Raw genomic sequence first — 17321 nt, forward strand, 5'->3', positions numbered from 1 at the left:
GGCAGGCGCCGCGCCGGTGCCTGCCATCCTGGAGTCATGGGCGAACTGGTCGATCAGGTGGACGAGTCGGACCGAGTGGTGGGCGTGGTGGAGCGGGGCGAGGCCGTCCGGCGCCGGCTCCTGCACCGGATAGCGACGACCGTGTGCCGGGACGCCGACGGGCGGTTCCTCGTGCACCGCAGAGCCGAGACCATGCCCCGCTTCCCCGGACAGCTCGACTGGATGCTGGGCGGGGCCGCGGGCACCGGTGAGTCCTACGAGGAGGCCGCCGCACGGGAGCTGGCCGAGGAGCTGGGGGTCCGGGCCCGGCCGCGCTTCGTGCTCAAGTTCCTGTGCCGGGGCGCGATCTCCCCCTACTGGCTGGGCCTGCACGAGGTCGTCGTCACGGGACCGCTCCGGCCGGATCCCGAGGAGATCGCCTGGTACACGTGGGCGACGGAGTCCGAACTCTCCAGCTTTGCCGCCCGCGACTCCTTCGTCCCCGACGCCCGCGAGGCCCTGACCCGCTACCGCGATCTCGCCCCGAACACCCCGAGCGCCTCCCCGTCCGACGCCCGGGCCCGCAGGAAGTAGTCGGCCCATTCCCCGATGCCGGGGTAGGCGCACTCCGCCACGAGACGGGCGACGGCCGCCGGGACGTCGTACCGCGTGACGCGCAGGTCCGCTCCGGGACCGAGGAGGCACCAGTGGGCGCCCGGGCGGCCGTACGGCATGCCGACGCTGCCGGGGTTGACGATCAGGCGGCCGTGGGCGAGACGCAGGTAGGGCATGTGGGTGTGGCCGCAGACCACGGTGCCGACGTCGGGCGGGACGGCGGCGAGGACCTCCGCCCAGCGCTCCAGCGGGGAGTCGACCAGGACGATCTCCTCGTCGTCGCGTGGTGTCGCATGGCAGAAGAGGACGCGGCCGAGGCCCCGGACCGCAAGGGTGGCCGTCCCGGGGAGGGCGGCGAGGAAGTCGACCTGGTCGTCCCGGAGCGCGTCCGCCGCGAACGGGCCTATCGGGTCCGGGATCCCGGCGCGCTCCCCCCTGCGGTACTCCACCAGTTCCCGGTCGGCGTTCCCCGACAGCCACAGGACCCGGTCGCCCAGGGCGCGCAGCGCGTCGATCGTCTCGGCCGGCTGCGGGCCCGCCGTGATGTCGCCGGTGAGGACGATACGGTCGGCCGCCGCCACCTCCGGCTCCGCCAGCACCGCCTCCAGCGCCGGGAGCACCCCGTGCACGTCGGAGAGCACCGCCACCCGGCCGAGCCCCGCCTCGTCCCCCGTCACTCGCCCTCCCCCTCCAGCGCCTGGGCCAGCACCTCCGCCAGATGCCTCCCCCGCACCCCCGCCAGCTGTTCCAGCTGCGTCCGGCACGAGAAGCCGTCGGCCAGGACCACCGTGCCGGGCTCCGCCTCCCGTACCGCGGGCAGGAGCTGTTCCTCCGCGCACGTCCTCGACACCTCGAAGTGCCCCTTCTCGAATCCGAAGTTGCCGGCCAGGCCACAGCAGCCGCCGGCGAGGTCGCCCGTGAGGGCGGCGGCCTCGCGGAGCCGGCGGTCTGCGGCATCACCGAGGACCGCGTGCTGGTGGCAGTGGGTCTGGCCGGTGACCGGGCGGTCCAGGCGGGGCGGGGTCCAGTCGGGGGCCAGGCCTTCCAGCGCCTCCGCGAAGGTGAGCACCCGCGCGGCGAGCCTGGCGGCCCGGGGGTCGTCCGGGAGCAGCTCCGGCAGGTCGGCACGGAGGGCCGCGGCACAGCTGGGCTCCAGGACGACGAACGGCGGCGGGTACCCGGCCCCGTCGGCCGGGTCCGGATCCGGGTCCGCTGGCGGCAGGAGGGGTTCCAGCAGGTCCAGCGTCCGGCGCAACACCGAGCGGGCCCGGTCCAGTTGCCCCGTCGACAGGTACGTCAGCCCGCAGCAGGCGCGCACCCGGCGGGTCCGCCACGGGAACGCCCCGATACCCCGCGCCCGCCGCCGGTCCGGCAGCGGCACGACCGCCACGCCCGCCGCCTCCAGGACCCGTACGGCGGCTCGGCCCACGGACGGCGACAGGTGCTCGGTGAACGTGTCCGGCCACAGGTACGCCGTCCGTTCCAGGGCGTCCGGCCGCCGTCCCGTGCGCACGTCCGCCGTCCGCTCCCGTGGGCGCCCGCGCTCCCGGCGCCGCTGCCAGCGGCTGAACGGCTGCGCCGCCAGGCGCGGGATCCGCCGCTCCGGCGCGATCCCGCCCAGCCGCTTGGCGAGCGCCGCCAGCGGCCGTACCGAGGCGAGCGCGTTGGCCAGCCACGCCGTCCGGGTCCGGGCCGCCCAGCCCAGCCACTCCGGCAGCCGGCCCATGCTGTAGTGGGCGGCCGGCCGGCGCCTGCCCGCGTAGTGGTGGTGCAGGAACTCCGCCTTGTACGTCGCCATGTCCACCCCGACCGGGCAGTCCGACCGGCAGCCCTTGCAGGACAGGCAGAGGTCGAGGGCGTCGCGGACCTCCGTCGAGCGCCAGCCGTCCGTCACCAGTTCGCCCGCCAGCATCTCGTGCAGCAGCCGGGCCCGGCCGCGCGTGGAGTGCGCCTCCTCGCCCGTGGCCCGGAAGGACGGGCACATGACGGATGCGCCGGACGGCCCGGTCGTGCGGCACTTCGCCACGCCCACGCAGCGGCGGACCGCCGCGGCGAAGTCGCCGCCGTCGGAGGGGTAGCCGAAGGCCACGGGCACCGGCTCGCGCGGGAGGACGGCGAAGCGGAGGTTCGTGTCCAGGGGCGCGGGCCGGACCACCATGCCCGGGTTCAGGAGGTCGTCCGGGTCCCAGACGCCCTTGGCACGCTCGAACAGGGTCACCAGCTCCGCGCCGTACATCTTCGGGAGCAGCTCCGCCCGTGCCTGGCCGTCCCCGTGCTCCCCGGACAGCGAGCCGCCGTGTGCCACCACCACGTCCGCAAGTTCCTCCGAGAACCGCCGGAAGCGGGCCACGCCCGCCTCGCTCAGCAGGTCGAAGTCGATGCGGACGTGGATGCAGCCGTCGCCGAAGTGGCCGTACGGCGTGCCGCGCAGGTGGTGGGCCGTCAGCAGGGCACGGAAGTCTCGCAGGTACGCGCCCAGGCGGGCCGGTGGCACCGCGCAGTCCTCCCAGCCCGGCCAGGCCTCTGTGCCGTCCGGCATCCGGGTCGCCGTACCGGAGGCGTCCTCGCGGACGCGCCACAGCGCGCGCTGCTCCACCGCGTCGGTGACGACCAGGGCGTCCAGGACGTCCGCGGCCCGGACGATCGTCTCCGCACGCGCGCGTGCCTCCGCCGCCGTCCCGCCGCCCGTCTCGACGAACAGCCAGGCGCCGCCCCGGGGCAGTCCGGCCGGGGACGGCACCAGGTCGGCCCCCATGCCCTCGACGGTGAGCGGTCCGTACGGCAGCAGCCCGGCCGCCGCCTCCGCCGCCGCGCTCTCGTCGCCGTAGCCGAGCACCGCCAGCGCACGCGCGCGCGGCGCGTCCACGAGCCGTACGGTCGCCTCCGTGAGGATCCCCAGCGTGCCCTCGCTGCCGCAGAAGGAGCGGGCGACGTCCGCGCCCCGCTCGGGGAGGAGGGCGTCCAGGGCGTAGCCGGAGATGCGGCGGGGGAGGTCGGGGAAACCCGTGCGCAGCCGCGCCAACTCCCCCTCGACCAGCTCCCGCAGGCCCTCCGGAGCCCCGGCCCAGTCCCGCCCGAGCCGCAGCCGCCGCCCCCGCGCGGTGAGCACGTCCAGCTCCCGGACGTTGTCCGCGGTCGTCCCCCAGGCCACGCTGTGCGCGCCGCAGGAGTTGTTGCCGATCATCCCGCCGAGCGTGCAGCGGCCGTGCGTGGAGGGGTCCGGGCCGAAGCGCAGGCCGTGCGGGGCGGCGGCCTCCTGGAGGCGGTCGAGGACCAGACCCGGCTGGACGACGGCCGTACGGGTGGCCGGGTCCAGGCCGACCAGGCGGTTCATGTGACGGGTGAAGTCCAGGACCACGCCCGTGCCCGTCGCCTGGCCCGCGATCGACGTGCCGCCGCCACGCGCGACCACCGGCACCCCGTGGCCGCGGCACACCTCCAGGGCGGCCGCCACGTCGTCCGCGTCCCGGGGGGCCACCACCCCCCGCGGGACCCGTCGGTAGTTGGACGCGTCCATGGTGACCAGGGCCCGGGACGTGACGTCGAAGCCGACCTCGCCCCGGACCGCCCCCCTCAGCTCCGCCTCGAGTCCCGCCAGATCCGTCATGCGTCCAGGATGCATCCGATCACGCTCAGTCACCGATCCTTTTCCACAACCACGCCAATATCGTCGTACAACCTCACGAGTCCAGGGCTTGGTGATCTCGTCTCATCGAACGGACACGGTTCCGTCCCGTTTCGCCCAACGGCTACCCTCCGACTCGTGGCTGACATCCAGATTCCTGCTGACATCAAGCCCGCGGACGGTCGGTTCGGCGCGGGTCCCTCCAAGGTGCGGGTGGAGGCGCTGGACGCGCTGGCCGCCACCGGTACGTCCCTCCTCGGTACCTCCCACCGTCAGGCCCCGGTCAAGAACCTGGTCGGCCGGGTCCGCGAGGGCATCAGCTCCCTCTTCTCGCTCCCGGACGGCTACGAGGTCGTCCTCGGCAACGGCGGCTCCACCGCCTTCTGGGACGTCGCCACCCACGGCCTGATCGACGCCAAGTCGCAGCACCTCAACTTCGGCGAGTTCTCCTCCAAGTTCGCCAAGGCCGCCAAGCTCGCCCCCTGGCTGGCCGAGCCCACCGTCATCGCCTCCGACCCGGGCACCCACCCGGAGCCGCGGGCCGAGGCGGGCGTCGACGTGTACGCGTTCACCCACAACGAGACCTCGACCGGTGTCGCGATGCCGATCAGGCGGGTCGCGGGCGCCGACGAGGGCGCACTGGTCCTCGTGGACGCCACCTCCGGCGCCGGCGGCCTCCCGGTCGACATCGCCGAGACCGACGTCTACTACTTCGCCCCGCAGAAGTCCTTCGCCTCCGACGGCGGCCTGTGGATCGGCGTCTTCTCGCCGGCCGCGATCGAGCGCGCCGAGCGCGTCCACGCGTCCGGCCGTCACGTCCCGGAGTTCTTCAGCCTCCCCACGGCGATCGACAACTCCCGCAAGAACCAGACGTACAACACCCCGGCCCTCGCCACCCTGTTCCTGCTCGACCAGCAGCTGCAGTGGCTGAACGGCCAGGGCGGCCTCGCCTGGTCGACGGCCCGCACGAAGGACTCCTCGACCCGCCTGTACACCTGGGCGGAGGAGTCCAAGTACGCCACCCCGTTCGTCGCCGACCCGGCCCAGCGCTCGCAGGTCATCGGCACCATCGACTTCGCCGACGAGATCGACGCGGCCGCCGTCGCCAAGGTGCTGCGCGCCAACGGCATCGTCGACACCGAGCCCTACCGCAAGCTCGGCCGCAACCAGCTCCGCGTCGCGATGTTCCCGGCGATCGACCCGGCGGACGTCGAGGCGCTGACGAAGTGCGTCGACTACGTCATCGAGAAGCTCTGACCTGTACCCCGGGCCGACCCGCCCCGACGGCAACTCCCGTAACAAGCTGCTGGTTTACGCGGACGGCATGATCAAGGCAAAGCCTTCCGCGAGCCGTTGAGTCCCCTTCGTCGCACACCGGACACTATGTGCCCCCTGCGCCCCCGCCGGGCCGTGCGACGAAGGAGATCCACGCGTACATGAACAGACCGATACCAGGCGCCGTCGAGGTCGCGGTGCGCCACATCCTCAGCGACAAGGTCACCGGCTTCCTCGTCCGGACCCGCAGCATCACCTGGAAGGACAGCGTCTTCCGGGTGCGCCGCCCGCAGTCCGGCAAGCAGACCGTGGAGCTCACCTGCCCCGTCTGCGACGCGTCCCTGCTGGCCGAGGTCCGCACCGAGGCCCACGCCCGGAAGGCCAGGGTCGTCTTCGGCGTCCTGGCCGCCCTCTGCGTGATCGCCTTCTTCGCGGCCCTGGCCTACGCCGTCCACGAGGGCGGCAGGACCCTGCCCGAAGGCCAGTCGCTGCCGGCCCTGTTCCCGATCAGCATCGTCTCGGTCTTCGTCACCTTCGCCGTCACTCCGGCGCTCGCCATCCGCAGCCGCGTCTACAACGGCGTCAGCCTGCTGGACGCCCCCACACCACGCCGCAGGCACGCGATCAGACCCGTGAAGGGCTGAGCACCGGGCACGCCGAGGGCGCCCGCGGATCACCGCGGGCGCCCCTCATGCCGTCACTCCCCGATGAGCTTCCGGTACGCCTTGGCGTCGAGCAGTCCGTTGGAGGACGCCCCGCCCTTGGTCTTGATCCTGAAGAGCCACGTCTCGTAGGGATCGGAGTTGACGTACTCGGGGTCCTCGACCGCCTCCTCGTTGATCGCGGCGATCTCGCCGTCGACCGGACTGAAGATGTCGGAGGCGGCCTTGACCGACTCGACCACGCCGATGGCGTCACCCGCCTGGACCTTCCTGCCGACCTTGGGCAGCTCGAAGAAGACGATGTCACCCAGCGTGTTCTGGGCGTGGTCGGTGATGCCGACGGTCAGGCTGCCGTCGGCCTCGGTGCGGATCCACTCGTGTTCGTCGGTGTAGCGCAGGTCGGCGGGCACTAGGGACATGTCGGGGCTCCTTCGCCGGTCGCGGTGCGATCGGGAACAGCCTGACGCCACATATCCGCACATCCGTGCATTTCCGGCGCCACGGTCGACCATGCAGGTGACGGCGCCTCCCGTGCGGCACGGGAGGCCGCCGCCCGCCTCAGGCCGCCGTACAGGTCACGCTCGGCACGGCGCCGCCGCCCGGCGCGCCGCCGAACCCGAAGCTCACCGAGCCGCCGGCCGGGACCGACCCGTTGTGCGCGGCGTTCACGGCGGTGACGGTCCCGCCGCTCTGGGTGTACGACGCGTTCCACATGTTCGTCACCTGCTGCGACCCGCTCCACGTCCAGCTCACGCGCCATGAACCGATCGCGGCGGTACCGGTGTTGGTGACCGTGACGGCGGCGTTGAAGCCGCTCCCCCAGTCGCTGCTGACGGCGTATGAGGCCGCGCAGGAGGCCGTCGTGCCCCCGCCCCCGCCACCGCTCCCGCCGCCCCCGGTGCCCGGGAACAACGGCGCCTTGACGCTAGCCAGGTACCCGTCCTTCGCCGTGTCCACGGTCACCCAGTCGTCCTTCAGGATCCCGCCCGTGTCACCGGAGTCGGGGTTCCACGACCAGAAGGTCCACTGGAAGGAGTCCGCGCCGTACGCCGAGGTCGGCCGGAGGTAGTCCACCAGCGCCGCGAGCCACTTCTGGTCCACGGTCGAGACGAGCGTCGTCCCGAACTCGCCCACCCACACCGGGGCGATGTTCTGCTTGAAGATGTAGCCCCAGTACGCGTCCCACACCCCCGGCATGTTGGCGGGGAACGCCGGATCGCTGAACCAGCTCTGCTGGGCCACGCTGGTGGCGTAGTCGTGGGCCGAGTACACCACCCGGTTCGGCACGGACAGCTGCACCGGATACTGGCCGACGCCCATCAGGTTGCCGCCCCACCAGCCCGAGACGCCGTTGTACGTCTGCACGCCCTCGACGAAGACCAGCAGGTCGGGGTTGACGGACAGGACGGCGTTCCCGGCGCGCTGGGCGGCCAGCCGCCAGTCCACGGAGACGTCCCCGCAGCCCCAGCAGGCGGGATCGTGGGGCTCGTTGTGGAGGTCGATGCCGATGACCGCCGGGTTCGCCGCGTACCGCGCCGCGAGTGCCTTCAGGTCGGCGATCCAGGTCGACTCGGGGACGGCCGAGGTGTACCAGAGCGCCGACTGGCCACCGGCGTCCGGCCGGTGCCGGTCGAGGATGACCTTGAGTCCGTCCTGCCCGGCATAGGCCACGATCCTGTCCATCACCTGGAGCGAGTTCAGCCCTCGCAGGTCGGCGTTCTTGCCGTTGCTGAAGTCGATGCTGTCGGGCACGGTCGTGCTCTTGAAGATGTCGTCGCTGTAGGGCAGCCGGACGGTGTTGTAGCCCAGCGACCTCATCTGGTCGATCATGCTCTTGTAGTCGCGCGACCAGAGGCCGTGCACCACGTGGTTGGCGGTCTCGAAGCCGAACCAGTTGATCCCGGCGATCCGGACCGGCTGCCCGGCCGCGTCCAGGATCTGCCGGCCGCTGGTGTGCCAGTAGCCGGCGCCGGGGGCGTCCGCCGCGTGCGCGGCGTCCGTCGCACCGGCGAGGCCGGCGGACAGGGGCAGCAGGAGCGCGGCGGCGGCAGCGCACAGCGCCCTTCGCAGGCTGCGTAAGCGGAACATGTGTCTGTTCCTCTCGGAGTCTCATGGGGGAAGCGCGGTCCCGGAACGCAATGGGAGCGCTCCCATTCACCGCGCACCTCCCAGGAAACTGACACACCGTCATTACGTCAAGACGTACGGCCCCCCGGCCTGCCCCGCGCCGGACGTCAGGGGCCGGGGGTGCCGACCGCGCCGGACGTCAGGTGCCGGGGTGGCCTACCGCGCCGGACGTCAGGTGCCGGGGTTGCCTACCGTGGCGGTGACGGCGCCGATCGCGCCGGTGCTGGCGAGGGTGACCGAGACCGTGACGGGCCGGATCGGGTTGGGCGGGACGACCGGGTTCGGCGGCACGATGGGGGAGATCAGCAGGAACCGGGGATTGATCTTGAGCGTCGTGGTCGCCGCCGCCGAGAAGGGCAGGCTGCCCCGGTCCGCGCCGACGAGGTCGTACGTCCCGCCGCTCGGGTTACCGGTGCCGGAGGTGTCGTCCAGGCTGCTGATGATCTGCGCGGTACCGCCGCCGGCGGCGTTCGGGACGGTGATGACGGAGACATCGAGGGTGCCCGTGACGGCGATGTTCTCGGCCGGGCCCTTGAAGGTGCCCCTGATCGGCAGACGCACCGAGCGGACCTGCGGGACGGCGACGGCGACGGCCCGCTCCGTCCGGGCGGGCCCGGCCGCGGCGGGGCCCGCGGTGGCGGGGACGGTCAGGGCCAGGGCGGCCGTGAGCAGGCCGACGTGGGCGGTCAGGCGCGGGGCGTTACGGCGCATGGGTGCTCCCGTTCCGTGCGGCGGGACCCGGTGCCGCCTGGTTGCCGCTCCGTCCCGCGGGACGGTTCCCAGCCTGCCCGGCCCGGTGCGGGGGCGCCCGGCCGGTGGGCCGGACGAGTGACATCCGGCGGCCGTGCGGGGTACGCCCGGTCAGTGCCTGCGGGCGGACGGGCGCCGCAGCCGCCGCAGCCCGAAGAGGGCGAGCACCGCGACCCCGACGGCGACGGCACCGACCTTGGCCCCGGCGCTCGGGGAGCTCCCGCCGTCCCCTCCGGCGGCCGAACCGCTGCCGGCCGACGGCGACGACGCCCTGCCCGACCCGCCCGGCACGTCCTCGGCCTGCACCGGGCTGTCGACACCCTCGCTGCCGTACAGCAGCTTGGTGCCGTCGGCCGAGTAGGTGACCGACTCGCCCTGCTTCTGGAGCGGCACGTCGAGCCGGCCCTCCCGCTTGATCTTCCCGCCGTTCCAGTCGTAGTAGATGCCGCCGAAGTAGCCGCGTACGGCGAGCTGCTTCCCGTCCGGCGAGAAGGCGGCGTCGGTGGCCCAGAGGTCGACGGAGGCGACGGGCCTGAAGATGTTCGTGGCCGTCGGGGAGAGGGCCGCCGGGCCCTCGTACAGGTGCCCGCCGTCCTCCTTCTTGTCGATGATGTACACCCGCCCGGTCTTGGGCTGCACGACCAAAGACTCGGCGTTCCGGGCGCCGTTGGAGTACTTGACGACGTACTGCGTGGCCCGGACGGTCTGGTCGGCCAGCCTCTTCGGCTCGGGCAGCCGGTAGATCCAGACGTACGGCCAGCTGCCGTCGAGGTTGTCGCCGATGTCGCCGACGTAGATCTGGTTGTCGGGGCCGATGGAGATGGCCTCGACGTCCCGGGGCCTGCCGACGCCGCTGAGCGTGATCCTCGCGACGGTCTTCCCGGTCGCGCTGTCGACGGCGTAGATGTACGGGCCGTCGCCGCTGTCGTTGTGCGTCCAGTAGATGCCGGGGTGCAGGTGGGAGGCGGCGAGACCGCTGGACTCGGCGATCCGCGGGTCCGTGATCGTGAATCCCTTGTCACCGGCGCCGTCACCGGCGGCGGATGCGGGTGCGGCGGCGAGGGCGCCCGTGAGCAGGACACCGGCGAGGAGCGCGAGCGATCGTGGACGCATGGCCCCAAGCCTGCCATCCCGCCCTGTGTCCGAACGCGGCGGACGTGGCGGTCCTCACACCCCGCCGCTCCCGCTGATCCTCCATCATGAGCGGATGCTCAGGTTCATGCCCGTCGGGGACTCGATGACGATCGGCAGCGCGGGCGAGCACACATGGCGGTACCGCATGTGGCAGCACCTGTGCGCGACGTACGGCGGCCCGTTCACGCTGGTCGGCCCCCGCGAGACGCTGTACGACAAGGCGGCCGAGGCGCCCACCTCGTACGCCTACGCCGACCCCGGCTTCCCCCGCGCCCACCTGGCCGGCTGGGGCGAGGGCTGGCTGCACATGGCACCGCTGATCGGGGAGGCGGTGCGCTCCTGCCGCGCCGACGTCCTCCTCGTCTCCCTCGGCCTGATCGACCTGGGCTTCTACACGAACGCGGAGCAGACGGCGGCGAACGCACGGGCCTTCGTCGCGGCGGCGCGGGAGGCCAACGCGGGCATCCACATGGTGCTGCTGCCGGTGATCCCGAACATCCGCGCGATGACGGACGAGCCGTTCGCGGAACAGGTGGCCCTCTTCAACGAACTCCTGGCGAAGACGGCGGCCGACCTCGACGAGCCACGCTCCCCGGTCCTCGTGGCCGCGCCGCCGGAGCCGTACGACATCGACACGGACACCTACGACGGCACGCACCCGAACGCGAACGGCGAGCACCGGATCGCGGCGGCGTTCGCGGAGGCGATGTGGCAGGACTGGGACCTGGGCGGGGAGTACGCGGCCGGAAGCAGTTGACCGAATTCGGCCGCTTCCCGGTCACCCTGCGTATCGTTGAACCGCGCGGCTGCACTCGTGCGGAGAGCAGCCGGGGAGGAGCGCCAGGATGACCGTCCTCGAAGACAGGATCGCGATGGCCAAGAGCGACGACGAGATCACGCTCGACGAGCTGTTCGAGCAGATCGAGAAGATGCCCGCCCCCGAGGGATACAAGGTCGAGATCGTCGAGGGGACCGTCTTCATGTCGCCACAGCGGGACACCCACTGGGAGATCATCGCGGACATCTACGAGCAGTTGCGGACCAAGTATCCCCGGAAGCGGGTCAAGTCCGACGTCCGTATCGACTACCCGGGACACCTCAACGGGTTCGCGTCGGACGTGACGGTGATGGCCGAGGACGCCGCCAAGACGGACAGCGGCCTCTGGCGGCATCAGGACGTCGAGTTCGTCGCCGAGGTCATCTCCAAGGGCACCGCGGCCAACGACTACGGCCTCAAGAAGACCGCGTACGCCGTGGCCGAGGTCCCCGTCTACCTGATCGCCGACCCCTACCAGCGCCGCTGCCACGTCTTCACCAACCCCAAGGGCGAGGACTACGCGACCGAGACGAGGGTCGCCTTCGGCACCGACGTCGACCTGACCGGCACGGTGGTCGGCCTCGTCCTCAGGACCGACGAGTTCCCGACCGACTAGTTCCCCCCGGCCGACCGCCCCGAAGCCCTTGCCTAGAGCGCACTCCACGCCGTTGGCTGGGTGACCATGAAGTACACGCAGCTCGGACGTACCGGACTCAAGGTCAGCCGACTCGTCCTCGGCACCATGAACTTCGGCCCCCAGACCGACGAGGCCGACAGCCACGCGATCATGGACGCGGCCCTCGACGCCGGCATCAACGCCGGCATCAACTTCTTCGACACCGCCAACCGGCAATTTTGACGCCAGGTTCCGAGTGCAAACGACGAAGCCGCCGCCTCCCACTCGCCTTGAACGCAAGCAGAAGGCGACGACTCCGACACAGACCCGCTACCTCACCATGCGAAGGCTTCGGGAGACGGTCCGGGACCGGGGAAGATCTCGTCCAGAGACGTCAGCAGTTCCTCGCTCAGCTCCAGTTGTAGGGCGCGCAGCGCCGAGTCCAGCTGCTCCTGCGTGCGAGGGCCGACGATCGGGCCGGTGACGCCGGGGCGGGTCAGCAGCCAGGCCAGTGCCGCCTCACCGGGCTCCAGGCCGTGCTTGTCGAGGAGGTTCTCGTACGCCTGGATCTGCTCGCGTGTCTTGGTGTCCTTGAGCGCGTCGGCAGCGCGACCGCTCGCCCGGCGCCCCTGTGTGGCCTCCTTCTTGAGGACGCCGCCGAGCAGTCCTCCGTGCAGCGGAGACCAGGGGATGACACCGAGGCCGTAGTCCTGCGCGGCCGGGATGACCTCCATCTCGGCGCGGCGCTCAGCGAGGTTGTAGAGGCACTGCTCGCTGACCAGGCCCATGCGGCCGTGCCGGGCGGCGGTCTCGTTGGCCTGGGCGATCTTGTAGCCGGGGAAGTTGGACGACCCCGCGTAGAGGATCTTGCCCTGCTGGACCAGGACGTCGATCGCCTGCCAGATCTCCTCGAACGGCGTCGACCGGTCGATGTGATGGAACTGGTAGATGTCGATGTAGTCGGTCTGCAGCCGCTTGAGAGAGGCGTCGACGGCCCGTCGGATGTTCAGCGCGGAGAGCTTGTCGTGGTTGGGCCAGACGTCCCCGTCGCCCGCCATGTTCCCGTACACCTTGGTGGCGAGGACGACCTTGTCGCGCCGCCCGCCACCCTGGGCGAACCAAGTTCCGATGATCTCCTCGGTGCGGCCCTTGTTCTCACCCCACCCATAGACGTTGGCCGTATCCAGAAAGTTCAGACCCGCGTCGAGAGCGGCGTCCATGATGCCGTGGCTGGTTGATTCGTCTGTCTGCGGACCGAAGTTCATCGTGCCGAGAACGAGTCGGCTGACCTTGAGTCCGGTACGTCCGAGCTGCGTGTACTTCATGGGCCACAAGCCAACTGCTTCGAGTCCGCTCCAGGCAAGGGCATCAGGTTCCGCCGTCAGGAGTCGTCTCCGAGGTGCCGGTACAGCGTGGCCCGGGAGACGCCCAGAGCCTTGGCGATGGCACTGACGCTCTCTCCCTTCGCCTTCCTCGCGCGGGCCACGGTCAGCACGTCCTCGTTCACGGCGGACGGCCGTCCGCCGGTACGCCCCTGCGCCTTGGCTGCGCCGAGTCCGGCGCGGGTGCGCTCCATGATGAGGCTGCGCTCGAACTCCGCCATGGTTCCTACCACCTGGCGCATGAGACGGCCATCGGCCGTGCTGGGGTCGATGTTGGCCAGTGCACCCGTGAGCACCTTGAACCCGATACCACGCTCCCGAAGCGTGTCGACCATGGTCACAAGGTCGATGAGCGACCGGGCGAAGCGGTCGAGCTTCCACACGCACAGAGTGTCGCCGGCGCGGGCGTAGTCGAGTGCTGACCGCAGCTCCGGCCGGTCGGTGTTCTTGCCCGATGCTCTGTCCTCGAAGATCCGGGCGCAGCCTGCGGCCGTAAGCGCGTCGCGCTGCAACTGCGCTTCCTGGTCATCGAGCGGCCGTTACTGGTCACACGGCGCCACGGTCGGGTGTCGCACCTCTGCCCGGTGTCGGACAGTGCTGCGCCCCGGTCGCCGCGGCAAGGGGCTGTGGGCTTGTCTGCCGGTCTGTCGCTTCGCTCTCGCCCACTACCAAGGGCGCAGCCTGTCGACCGCTCACGCGGGTGCACAGCCGTTCGCCTTCCATGGGATGCAGGGCCAGCCTGTCGACGGCGGAGCGAAGGCAGGGGCTCACGCTTGCCGGATCGACAGTGAAGAGGAGGGCCGAGACAAGGCGAGAGGCCAACAGCGGAGAGGGGTGGGGTATGACCCCTTGGCGGGCGCTTGCCGACCGCCGGGTCTTACCGGCTCAAATTCTGCCACGGTTTCAGGGTCCTTCAGGTCGGCCCCTCCTCCAGGCAGTACGTGGCTGACCACAGACCACCACCGCGATCATGCACCGCGCGTCCCACCGGACCGGACCCGGACCAGCACCTGGTCGGCAAGCTCCTGCGGAGTCAACTCGCCGTCCAGAAAAACCGTGTCGCTGGGCAGGGCGTCGACTGCGGCCATGCACGACTCGATCCTGTCCTTGCACCAGCGCCGTACCCGTTCATCCTGCTCGGGGTCGTCTGGAGTGAAGCTCCGGCCCTCGATCCGCTTCTCCAGGACCTCTTGGGGGACCTTGAGGAAGAAGTGGTGAACACCGATGCCGGCATCCTCCAGAGCGTTGAAGATCTCATCGGCATACCCGGAGTTGACCAAAGTCATGGGGACAAGGATCGGACGGTGGTACTCCTCAACCAGCCCCACCGCCAGGTCGGCCACCTGCCGTCGCCACAACCGAAGATCCTGGAAGTCGCCGGTCGGCACCTCCACGATCTCCCGCAGCACAAAGCCGATCATCTCCGGGTCCTAGACCAGCGCCTCCGGCCAGCGCGGACGCAACTCGTCCACCAGCGTGGTCTTCCCGCTGCCGAACGCACCGTTCACCCAAACGATAAAAGCGATCTTCTCCCCCGTTGCCATGCCCGCGCGTCGGACCCCGGTGTGTTGGATCAGCATCCCGCTCGGATGGCTGGGGGTAAATTCCATCGGCGGAACATGCCCGAAAGATCGCTCAGCGGTGCCGAATCCCACCGTCAAGCGGGACCGGTTCACGGTGTCGAGGCCACTTGTCCTGCCTCCTTGGCGACGGCGGGGGAGAGCAAGGAACGGAGCCTGACGGCCCTGCCTGTGGGGGCGCGGCAGCGCCTCCCTTGGTCTTGCTCCTGTCGGCCCCGGCGGGGCCGCTCTGTCGTAGCAGCTTCAGACTGTGGCGGCCGTTCGGCCGCCCATGCTCTCTACCGCTTCGCCGATGCCCGTCTCTTCGGGGCGCTACCGCGCCCCTACTGCGCTTGCCGTAGATCGAACGAGGCTTCCCTCCGTCGGCCCCCTTCGGGGCCGCAAGTGAGGACAAGAAGAAGAGAGAGGAAGCGAACGTTTCCGCAGGCCACTGGCAATGCCGGTACACGCCTGGCGTGTGCTGGCTACACGTACGGTGTGTTGTTCACCGGTCTTGATGGACGCGGCACGGCACCGGAGCGCCCTTCCCCTTCTGGAAAAGGTGAGAACCAAGAACAAGGCAAGCGGCTCCCGACCGGGGGCGATACAAGGTCGAGCCTCTTGGCGCGTGCGATCGCGTTGTTCGTGCTCTGGTCAGACAGGGGTTTGCCGTCCTTGCCGAGGAGGGTGGCCAGCTTCCCAGGGGCGAAGGCTGCTTGCCCGTGACTGTCGGCCCATCCGATGGCGGCGAAGTGGACACGGTAGGCCAGCGGGTGTAGAGGGTCCTGGGCCCTGCGCTGGTATTCGCGCTGGGAGACTCCGCCCCACGGGCGGTCATGACCGAAGCTGATGGCCACTGGTTCGCGGCTCCTTCCTGTGAGGCGCACGAGGGTGCGCCGGCGACCCCGCCGGACGGCGGGACATGTGTCTCCCTTCTTCGCGGGGGTGCCGTGCGGGAGGCACGGCACTTCACAGGTTGGGCGCCCAGGGCATCGGGCCTGGACTCGGTCTCTTGCGGTCGGGAGCGACGGCGGCGACACCTGCCGGGCATCCTACAAACGCGCAGGAGGGCCCCGACCACAGGGCCCTCCTCGTCGCATGCAGTTGTCGGTCAGCCTTCGCTGTGAACCGCCGCCATGTTGCGCAGACGCTGCTTGAAGTCCATGGGGATCAGAACCTGAACCCTCCCGACTGGGTGTTGCCACATCCCGTCATGGCCATCGGGAGCCATGAGCTGCGCGGCGGTCATCCCGGGAATCGGCTCGGCATGGATGACGGCCTTGACCCCTGCGGCGCGTAGCTCCCTGCCCTTTTCGTGCTGGGTCGACAACGTGCTCCACCGTTCCCGGTAGGTCTCTCCTGTCGGGATCTCCTCCCAGGAGTCCGGGCGCGTGGGCTGCGCGATGAGCTGTTCACGTCGCGCGTCCAACCGCTTGTACGCCTCCCGGTACTCCTGCTTGCCCAGCTCACTGGAGTAGAGGCCCGCCTCGCGGTCCTCCATCAGGTCCGAGAGGGCGCGGTTCACTTCCTCGATGTCGCGCGTGTAGTCCACGCCCGGCCGGAAGACCTTCCGGACGATCTCGACGTCCCCGGCAGCGAGGAGGAACGCTTTCCCCACGGCGTCCTCCAGCGTGTGCGCCGCGATGCCCTTGCTTCCGGTCGGACACGGCTTGTGCGTGGTACGGGAGGCGCAGCGGTAGTAGGGCCAGTTACGGCCAGGGGCGAGATACGCCGGCTCCCCACATGTGCAGAACGCGACCTGGAGCAAGGGCGACCCACCCTTGCGGTTGCCGTTGCGCTTGCTGGTGTTCTCGTCCAGCTTCTTGTTGGCCAGCTCCCACTCCTCGTGCGTGATCAGAGGCTCCACGCGCTGGAGGGGCCGACCGTCCGCGTCCCGGACGACCCGGCGTCGTGTCGTCTTCTCCCCGTCGACCATCACCTCCTCGGACACCTCCATCTGCCCCAGGATGCAGCGGGAACGTACGACCTTGGCCGTGTTCGCGGCGGTCCAGCGGCTTCCCTTCGGGGTCTTGCCGTTACGGATCGTCTGGGCGTCGAGTGACGTCGGGGTCTTCGACACGTCCTCGTTGAGCCACTGCGCGATGCTGTTCGCCGACTCGCCCGCGATGAGACGGCGGACGATCTCACGGAGCGTCCCGGCCGTGTCGGTCCCGTAGTCGTCCGGGACGAGCTTCCATCCGTCGCCGGTCTCCTGTTTCTCCTCCCGGTAACCGTACGGAGTGCGGCCGCCGCGCCAGCGCCCCTCCTTCACCAGGTGGTTGTACGAGGACTTGGCCCGCGCCTTGATGGCTTCGAGCTCCCCTTCCGCGAAGGACGCGATCAGGCTGAGGAGGAGCTTCCCCATCTGCGTGTTGAGGTTGATCCCGTCCTCGACGGTGGCGACCTCCTTGCCGTTCTTCTCGCACCACTCCAGGAGGGCGTGCACGTGGAGCACGCGTCGCGAGAGACGGTCGATCTTCAGCGCGCAGATGATGTCGTACTCGTCGGCGCGCGACTCCTCCACCGCGATCCGGTGCTCGATCGCGCTGACCTCCTTCCCGATGGTCGAGGGAAGCCACTTGACGAACTCGGGACGCTTCCACGGCTCTACCCCGCCGGACACGTCGATGTCCTCGACCCACCCCACGACGACGTGCCCCTCCTGATCGGCCCATCGCTGGATGGACCGACGCTGACGCTCCGGCGATGTGGTCTCGTCCGACACCCTCGACAGTCGGATCACACCCAGAACTCTCGCCATGCTCGCTCTCCCTCTCCCC

Annotated in this window: 13 protein-coding genes and 3 pseudogenes; 6 read left to right on the plus strand and 10 right to left on the minus strand. The window is 70.6% G+C overall.

Annotated elements, in window-relative coordinates; translation table 11 throughout:
• Positions 1-36 precede the first annotated feature (36 nt).
• The gene (locus ACFY0K_RS15890) at positions 37-573 is read left to right on the plus strand and encodes an NUDIX hydrolase (RefSeq protein ID WP_390640325.1); all 537 of its coding nucleotides are present in this window, start codon (positions 37-39) and stop codon (positions 571-573) included.
• Here ACFY0K_RS15890 and ACFY0K_RS15895 read toward each other — a convergent pair.
• Positions 507-1271, minus strand: coding sequence for a metallophosphoesterase family protein (locus ACFY0K_RS15895; RefSeq protein WP_390640326.1), 765 nt, complete (start codon positions 1269-1271; stop codon positions 507-509). The genes ACFY0K_RS15890 and ACFY0K_RS15895 overlap by 67 nt on opposite strands.
• Complete coding sequence (locus ACFY0K_RS15900) at positions 1268-4192, minus strand: FAD-binding and (Fe-S)-binding domain-containing protein (protein WP_390640531.1); 2925 nt, start codon at positions 4190-4192, stop codon at positions 1268-1270. Before ACFY0K_RS15900 ends, ACFY0K_RS15895 begins: the two co-directional genes overlap by 4 nt.
• A 165-nt stretch (positions 4193-4357) precedes the next feature.
• On the opposite strand from ACFY0K_RS15900, the gene serC reads away from it, so the two are divergent.
• Together serC and ACFY0K_RS15910 are read left to right on the plus strand one after the other, a co-directional pair.
• Positions 4358-5476 carry a phosphoserine transaminase gene (gene serC / locus ACFY0K_RS15905; RefSeq protein WP_390640327.1) on the plus strand — a complete coding sequence of 373 codons (1119 nt, stop codon included), beginning with the start codon at positions 4358-4360 and terminating at the stop codon, positions 5474-5476.
• A 179-nt stretch (positions 5477-5655) separates the two neighbouring features.
• Complete coding sequence (locus tag ACFY0K_RS15910; protein ID WP_390640328.1) at positions 5656-6138, plus strand: hypothetical protein; 483 nt, start codon at positions 5656-5658, stop codon at positions 6136-6138.
• A gap of 53 nt (positions 6139-6191) precedes the next feature.
• On the opposite strand, the gene gcvH is transcribed toward ACFY0K_RS15910, so the two are convergent.
• From gcvH to ACFY0K_RS15930, 4 genes are all read right to left on the minus strand, one after another.
• Positions 6192-6575, minus strand: a complete 384-nt coding sequence (gene gcvH / locus ACFY0K_RS15915) for a glycine cleavage system protein GcvH (RefSeq protein ID WP_390640329.1) — start codon at positions 6573-6575, stop codon at positions 6192-6194.
• Positions 6576-6714: 139 nt separating this feature from the next.
• The gene (locus tag ACFY0K_RS15920) at positions 6715-8244 is read right to left on the minus strand and encodes a cellulase family glycosylhydrolase (RefSeq protein ID WP_390640330.1); all 1530 of its coding nucleotides are present in this window, start codon (positions 8242-8244) and stop codon (positions 6715-6717) included.
• A gap of 210 nt (positions 8245-8454) precedes the next feature.
• Positions 8455-8994 carry a hypothetical protein gene (locus tag ACFY0K_RS15925; protein WP_390640331.1) on the minus strand — a complete coding sequence of 180 codons (540 nt, stop codon included), beginning with the start codon at positions 8992-8994 and terminating at the stop codon, positions 8455-8457.
• A gap of 150 nt (positions 8995-9144) precedes the next feature.
• The gene (locus tag ACFY0K_RS15930; RefSeq protein ID WP_390640332.1) at positions 9145-10146 is read right to left on the minus strand and encodes a WD40 repeat domain-containing protein; all 1002 of its coding nucleotides are present in this window, start codon (positions 10144-10146) and stop codon (positions 9145-9147) included.
• Positions 10147-10240: 94 nt separating this feature from the next.
• Here ACFY0K_RS15930 and ACFY0K_RS15935 point away from each other — a divergent pair, with 94 nt between their 5' ends.
• The 3 genes and pseudogenes from ACFY0K_RS15935 to ACFY0K_RS15945 form a co-directional block, all read left to right on the plus strand.
• Entirely contained in the window at positions 10241-10924 is a 684-nt protein-coding gene (locus ACFY0K_RS15935) for a GDSL-type esterase/lipase family protein (protein WP_390640333.1), read from the plus strand.
• An 88-nt stretch (positions 10925-11012) separates the two neighbouring features.
• On the plus strand, positions 11013-11600 hold the full coding sequence (locus ACFY0K_RS15940) for a Uma2 family endonuclease (RefSeq protein ID WP_352356024.1): 588 nt from the start codon (positions 11013-11015) through the stop codon (positions 11598-11600).
• Positions 11601-11666: 66 nt separating this feature from the next.
• Positions 11667-11831, plus strand: a pseudogene (locus ACFY0K_RS15945) (aldo/keto reductase); the annotation flags it as partial.
• A gap of 104 nt (positions 11832-11935) precedes the next feature.
• Here ACFY0K_RS15945 and ACFY0K_RS15950 read toward each other — a convergent pair.
• The 4 genes and pseudogenes from ACFY0K_RS15950 to ACFY0K_RS15965 all read right to left on the minus strand — a co-directional run bounded on the left by ACFY0K_RS15950 (position 11936) and on the right by ACFY0K_RS15965 (position 17302).
• The gene (locus ACFY0K_RS15950) at positions 11936-12925 is read right to left on the minus strand and encodes an aldo/keto reductase (RefSeq protein ID WP_390640334.1); all 990 of its coding nucleotides are present in this window, start codon (positions 12923-12925) and stop codon (positions 11936-11938) included.
• A gap of 56 nt (positions 12926-12981) precedes the next feature.
• Positions 12982-13512 (minus strand): annotated as a pseudogene (locus ACFY0K_RS15955) (recombinase family protein); the annotation flags it as partial.
• Positions 13513-13950: 438 nt separating this feature from the next.
• Positions 13951-14526: pseudogene (locus tag ACFY0K_RS15960) on the minus strand (AAA family ATPase).
• Between the two features lie 1126 nt (positions 14527-15652).
• On the minus strand, positions 15653-17302 hold the full coding sequence (locus ACFY0K_RS15965) for a recombinase family protein (RefSeq protein ID WP_390640335.1): 1650 nt from the start codon (positions 17300-17302) through the stop codon (positions 15653-15655).
• Between the last annotated feature and the right edge of the window lie 19 nt (positions 17303-17321).

Source organism: Streptomyces sp. NPDC001507, from assembly GCF_042894765.1.
Classification (GTDB): Bacteria; Actinomycetota; Actinomycetes; order Streptomycetales; family Streptomycetaceae; genus Streptomyces.

What these genes read in the sequence shown, in the direction of transcription:
- ACFY0K_RS15890 (WP_390640325.1), top strand. Translation starts at nt 37, where the DNA reads ATGGGCGAACTGGTCGATCAGGTGGACGAGTCGGACCGAGTGGTGGGC.
- ACFY0K_RS15910 (WP_390640328.1), top strand. Translation starts at nt 5,656, where the DNA reads ATGAACAGACCGATACCAGGCGCCGTCGAGGTCGCGGTGCGCCACATC.
- gcvH (WP_390640329.1), bottom strand. Translation starts at nt 6,575, where the DNA reads ATGTCCCTAGTGCCCGCCGACCTGCGCTACACCGACGAACACGAGTGG.
- ACFY0K_RS15920 (WP_390640330.1), bottom strand. Translation starts at nt 8,244, where the DNA reads ATGTTCCGCTTACGCAGCCTGCGAAGGGCGCTGTGCGCTGCCGCCGCC.
- ACFY0K_RS15925 (WP_390640331.1), bottom strand. Translation starts at nt 8,994, where the DNA reads ATGCGCCGTAACGCCCCGCGCCTGACCGCCCACGTCGGCCTGCTCACG.
- ACFY0K_RS15930 (WP_390640332.1), bottom strand. Translation starts at nt 10,146, where the DNA reads ATGCGTCCACGATCGCTCGCGCTCCTCGCCGGTGTCCTGCTCACGGGC.
- ACFY0K_RS15935 (WP_390640333.1), top strand. Translation starts at nt 10,241, where the DNA reads ATGCTCAGGTTCATGCCCGTCGGGGACTCGATGACGATCGGCAGCGCG.
- ACFY0K_RS15940 (WP_352356024.1), top strand. Translation starts at nt 11,013, where the DNA reads ATGACCGTCCTCGAAGACAGGATCGCGATGGCCAAGAGCGACGACGAG.
- ACFY0K_RS15950 (WP_390640334.1), bottom strand. Translation starts at nt 12,925, where the DNA reads ATGAAGTACACGCAGCTCGGACGTACCGGACTCAAGGTCAGCCGACTC.
- ACFY0K_RS15965 (WP_390640335.1), bottom strand. Translation starts at nt 17,302, where the DNA reads ATGGCGAGAGTTCTGGGTGTGATCCGACTGTCGAGGGTGTCGGACGAG.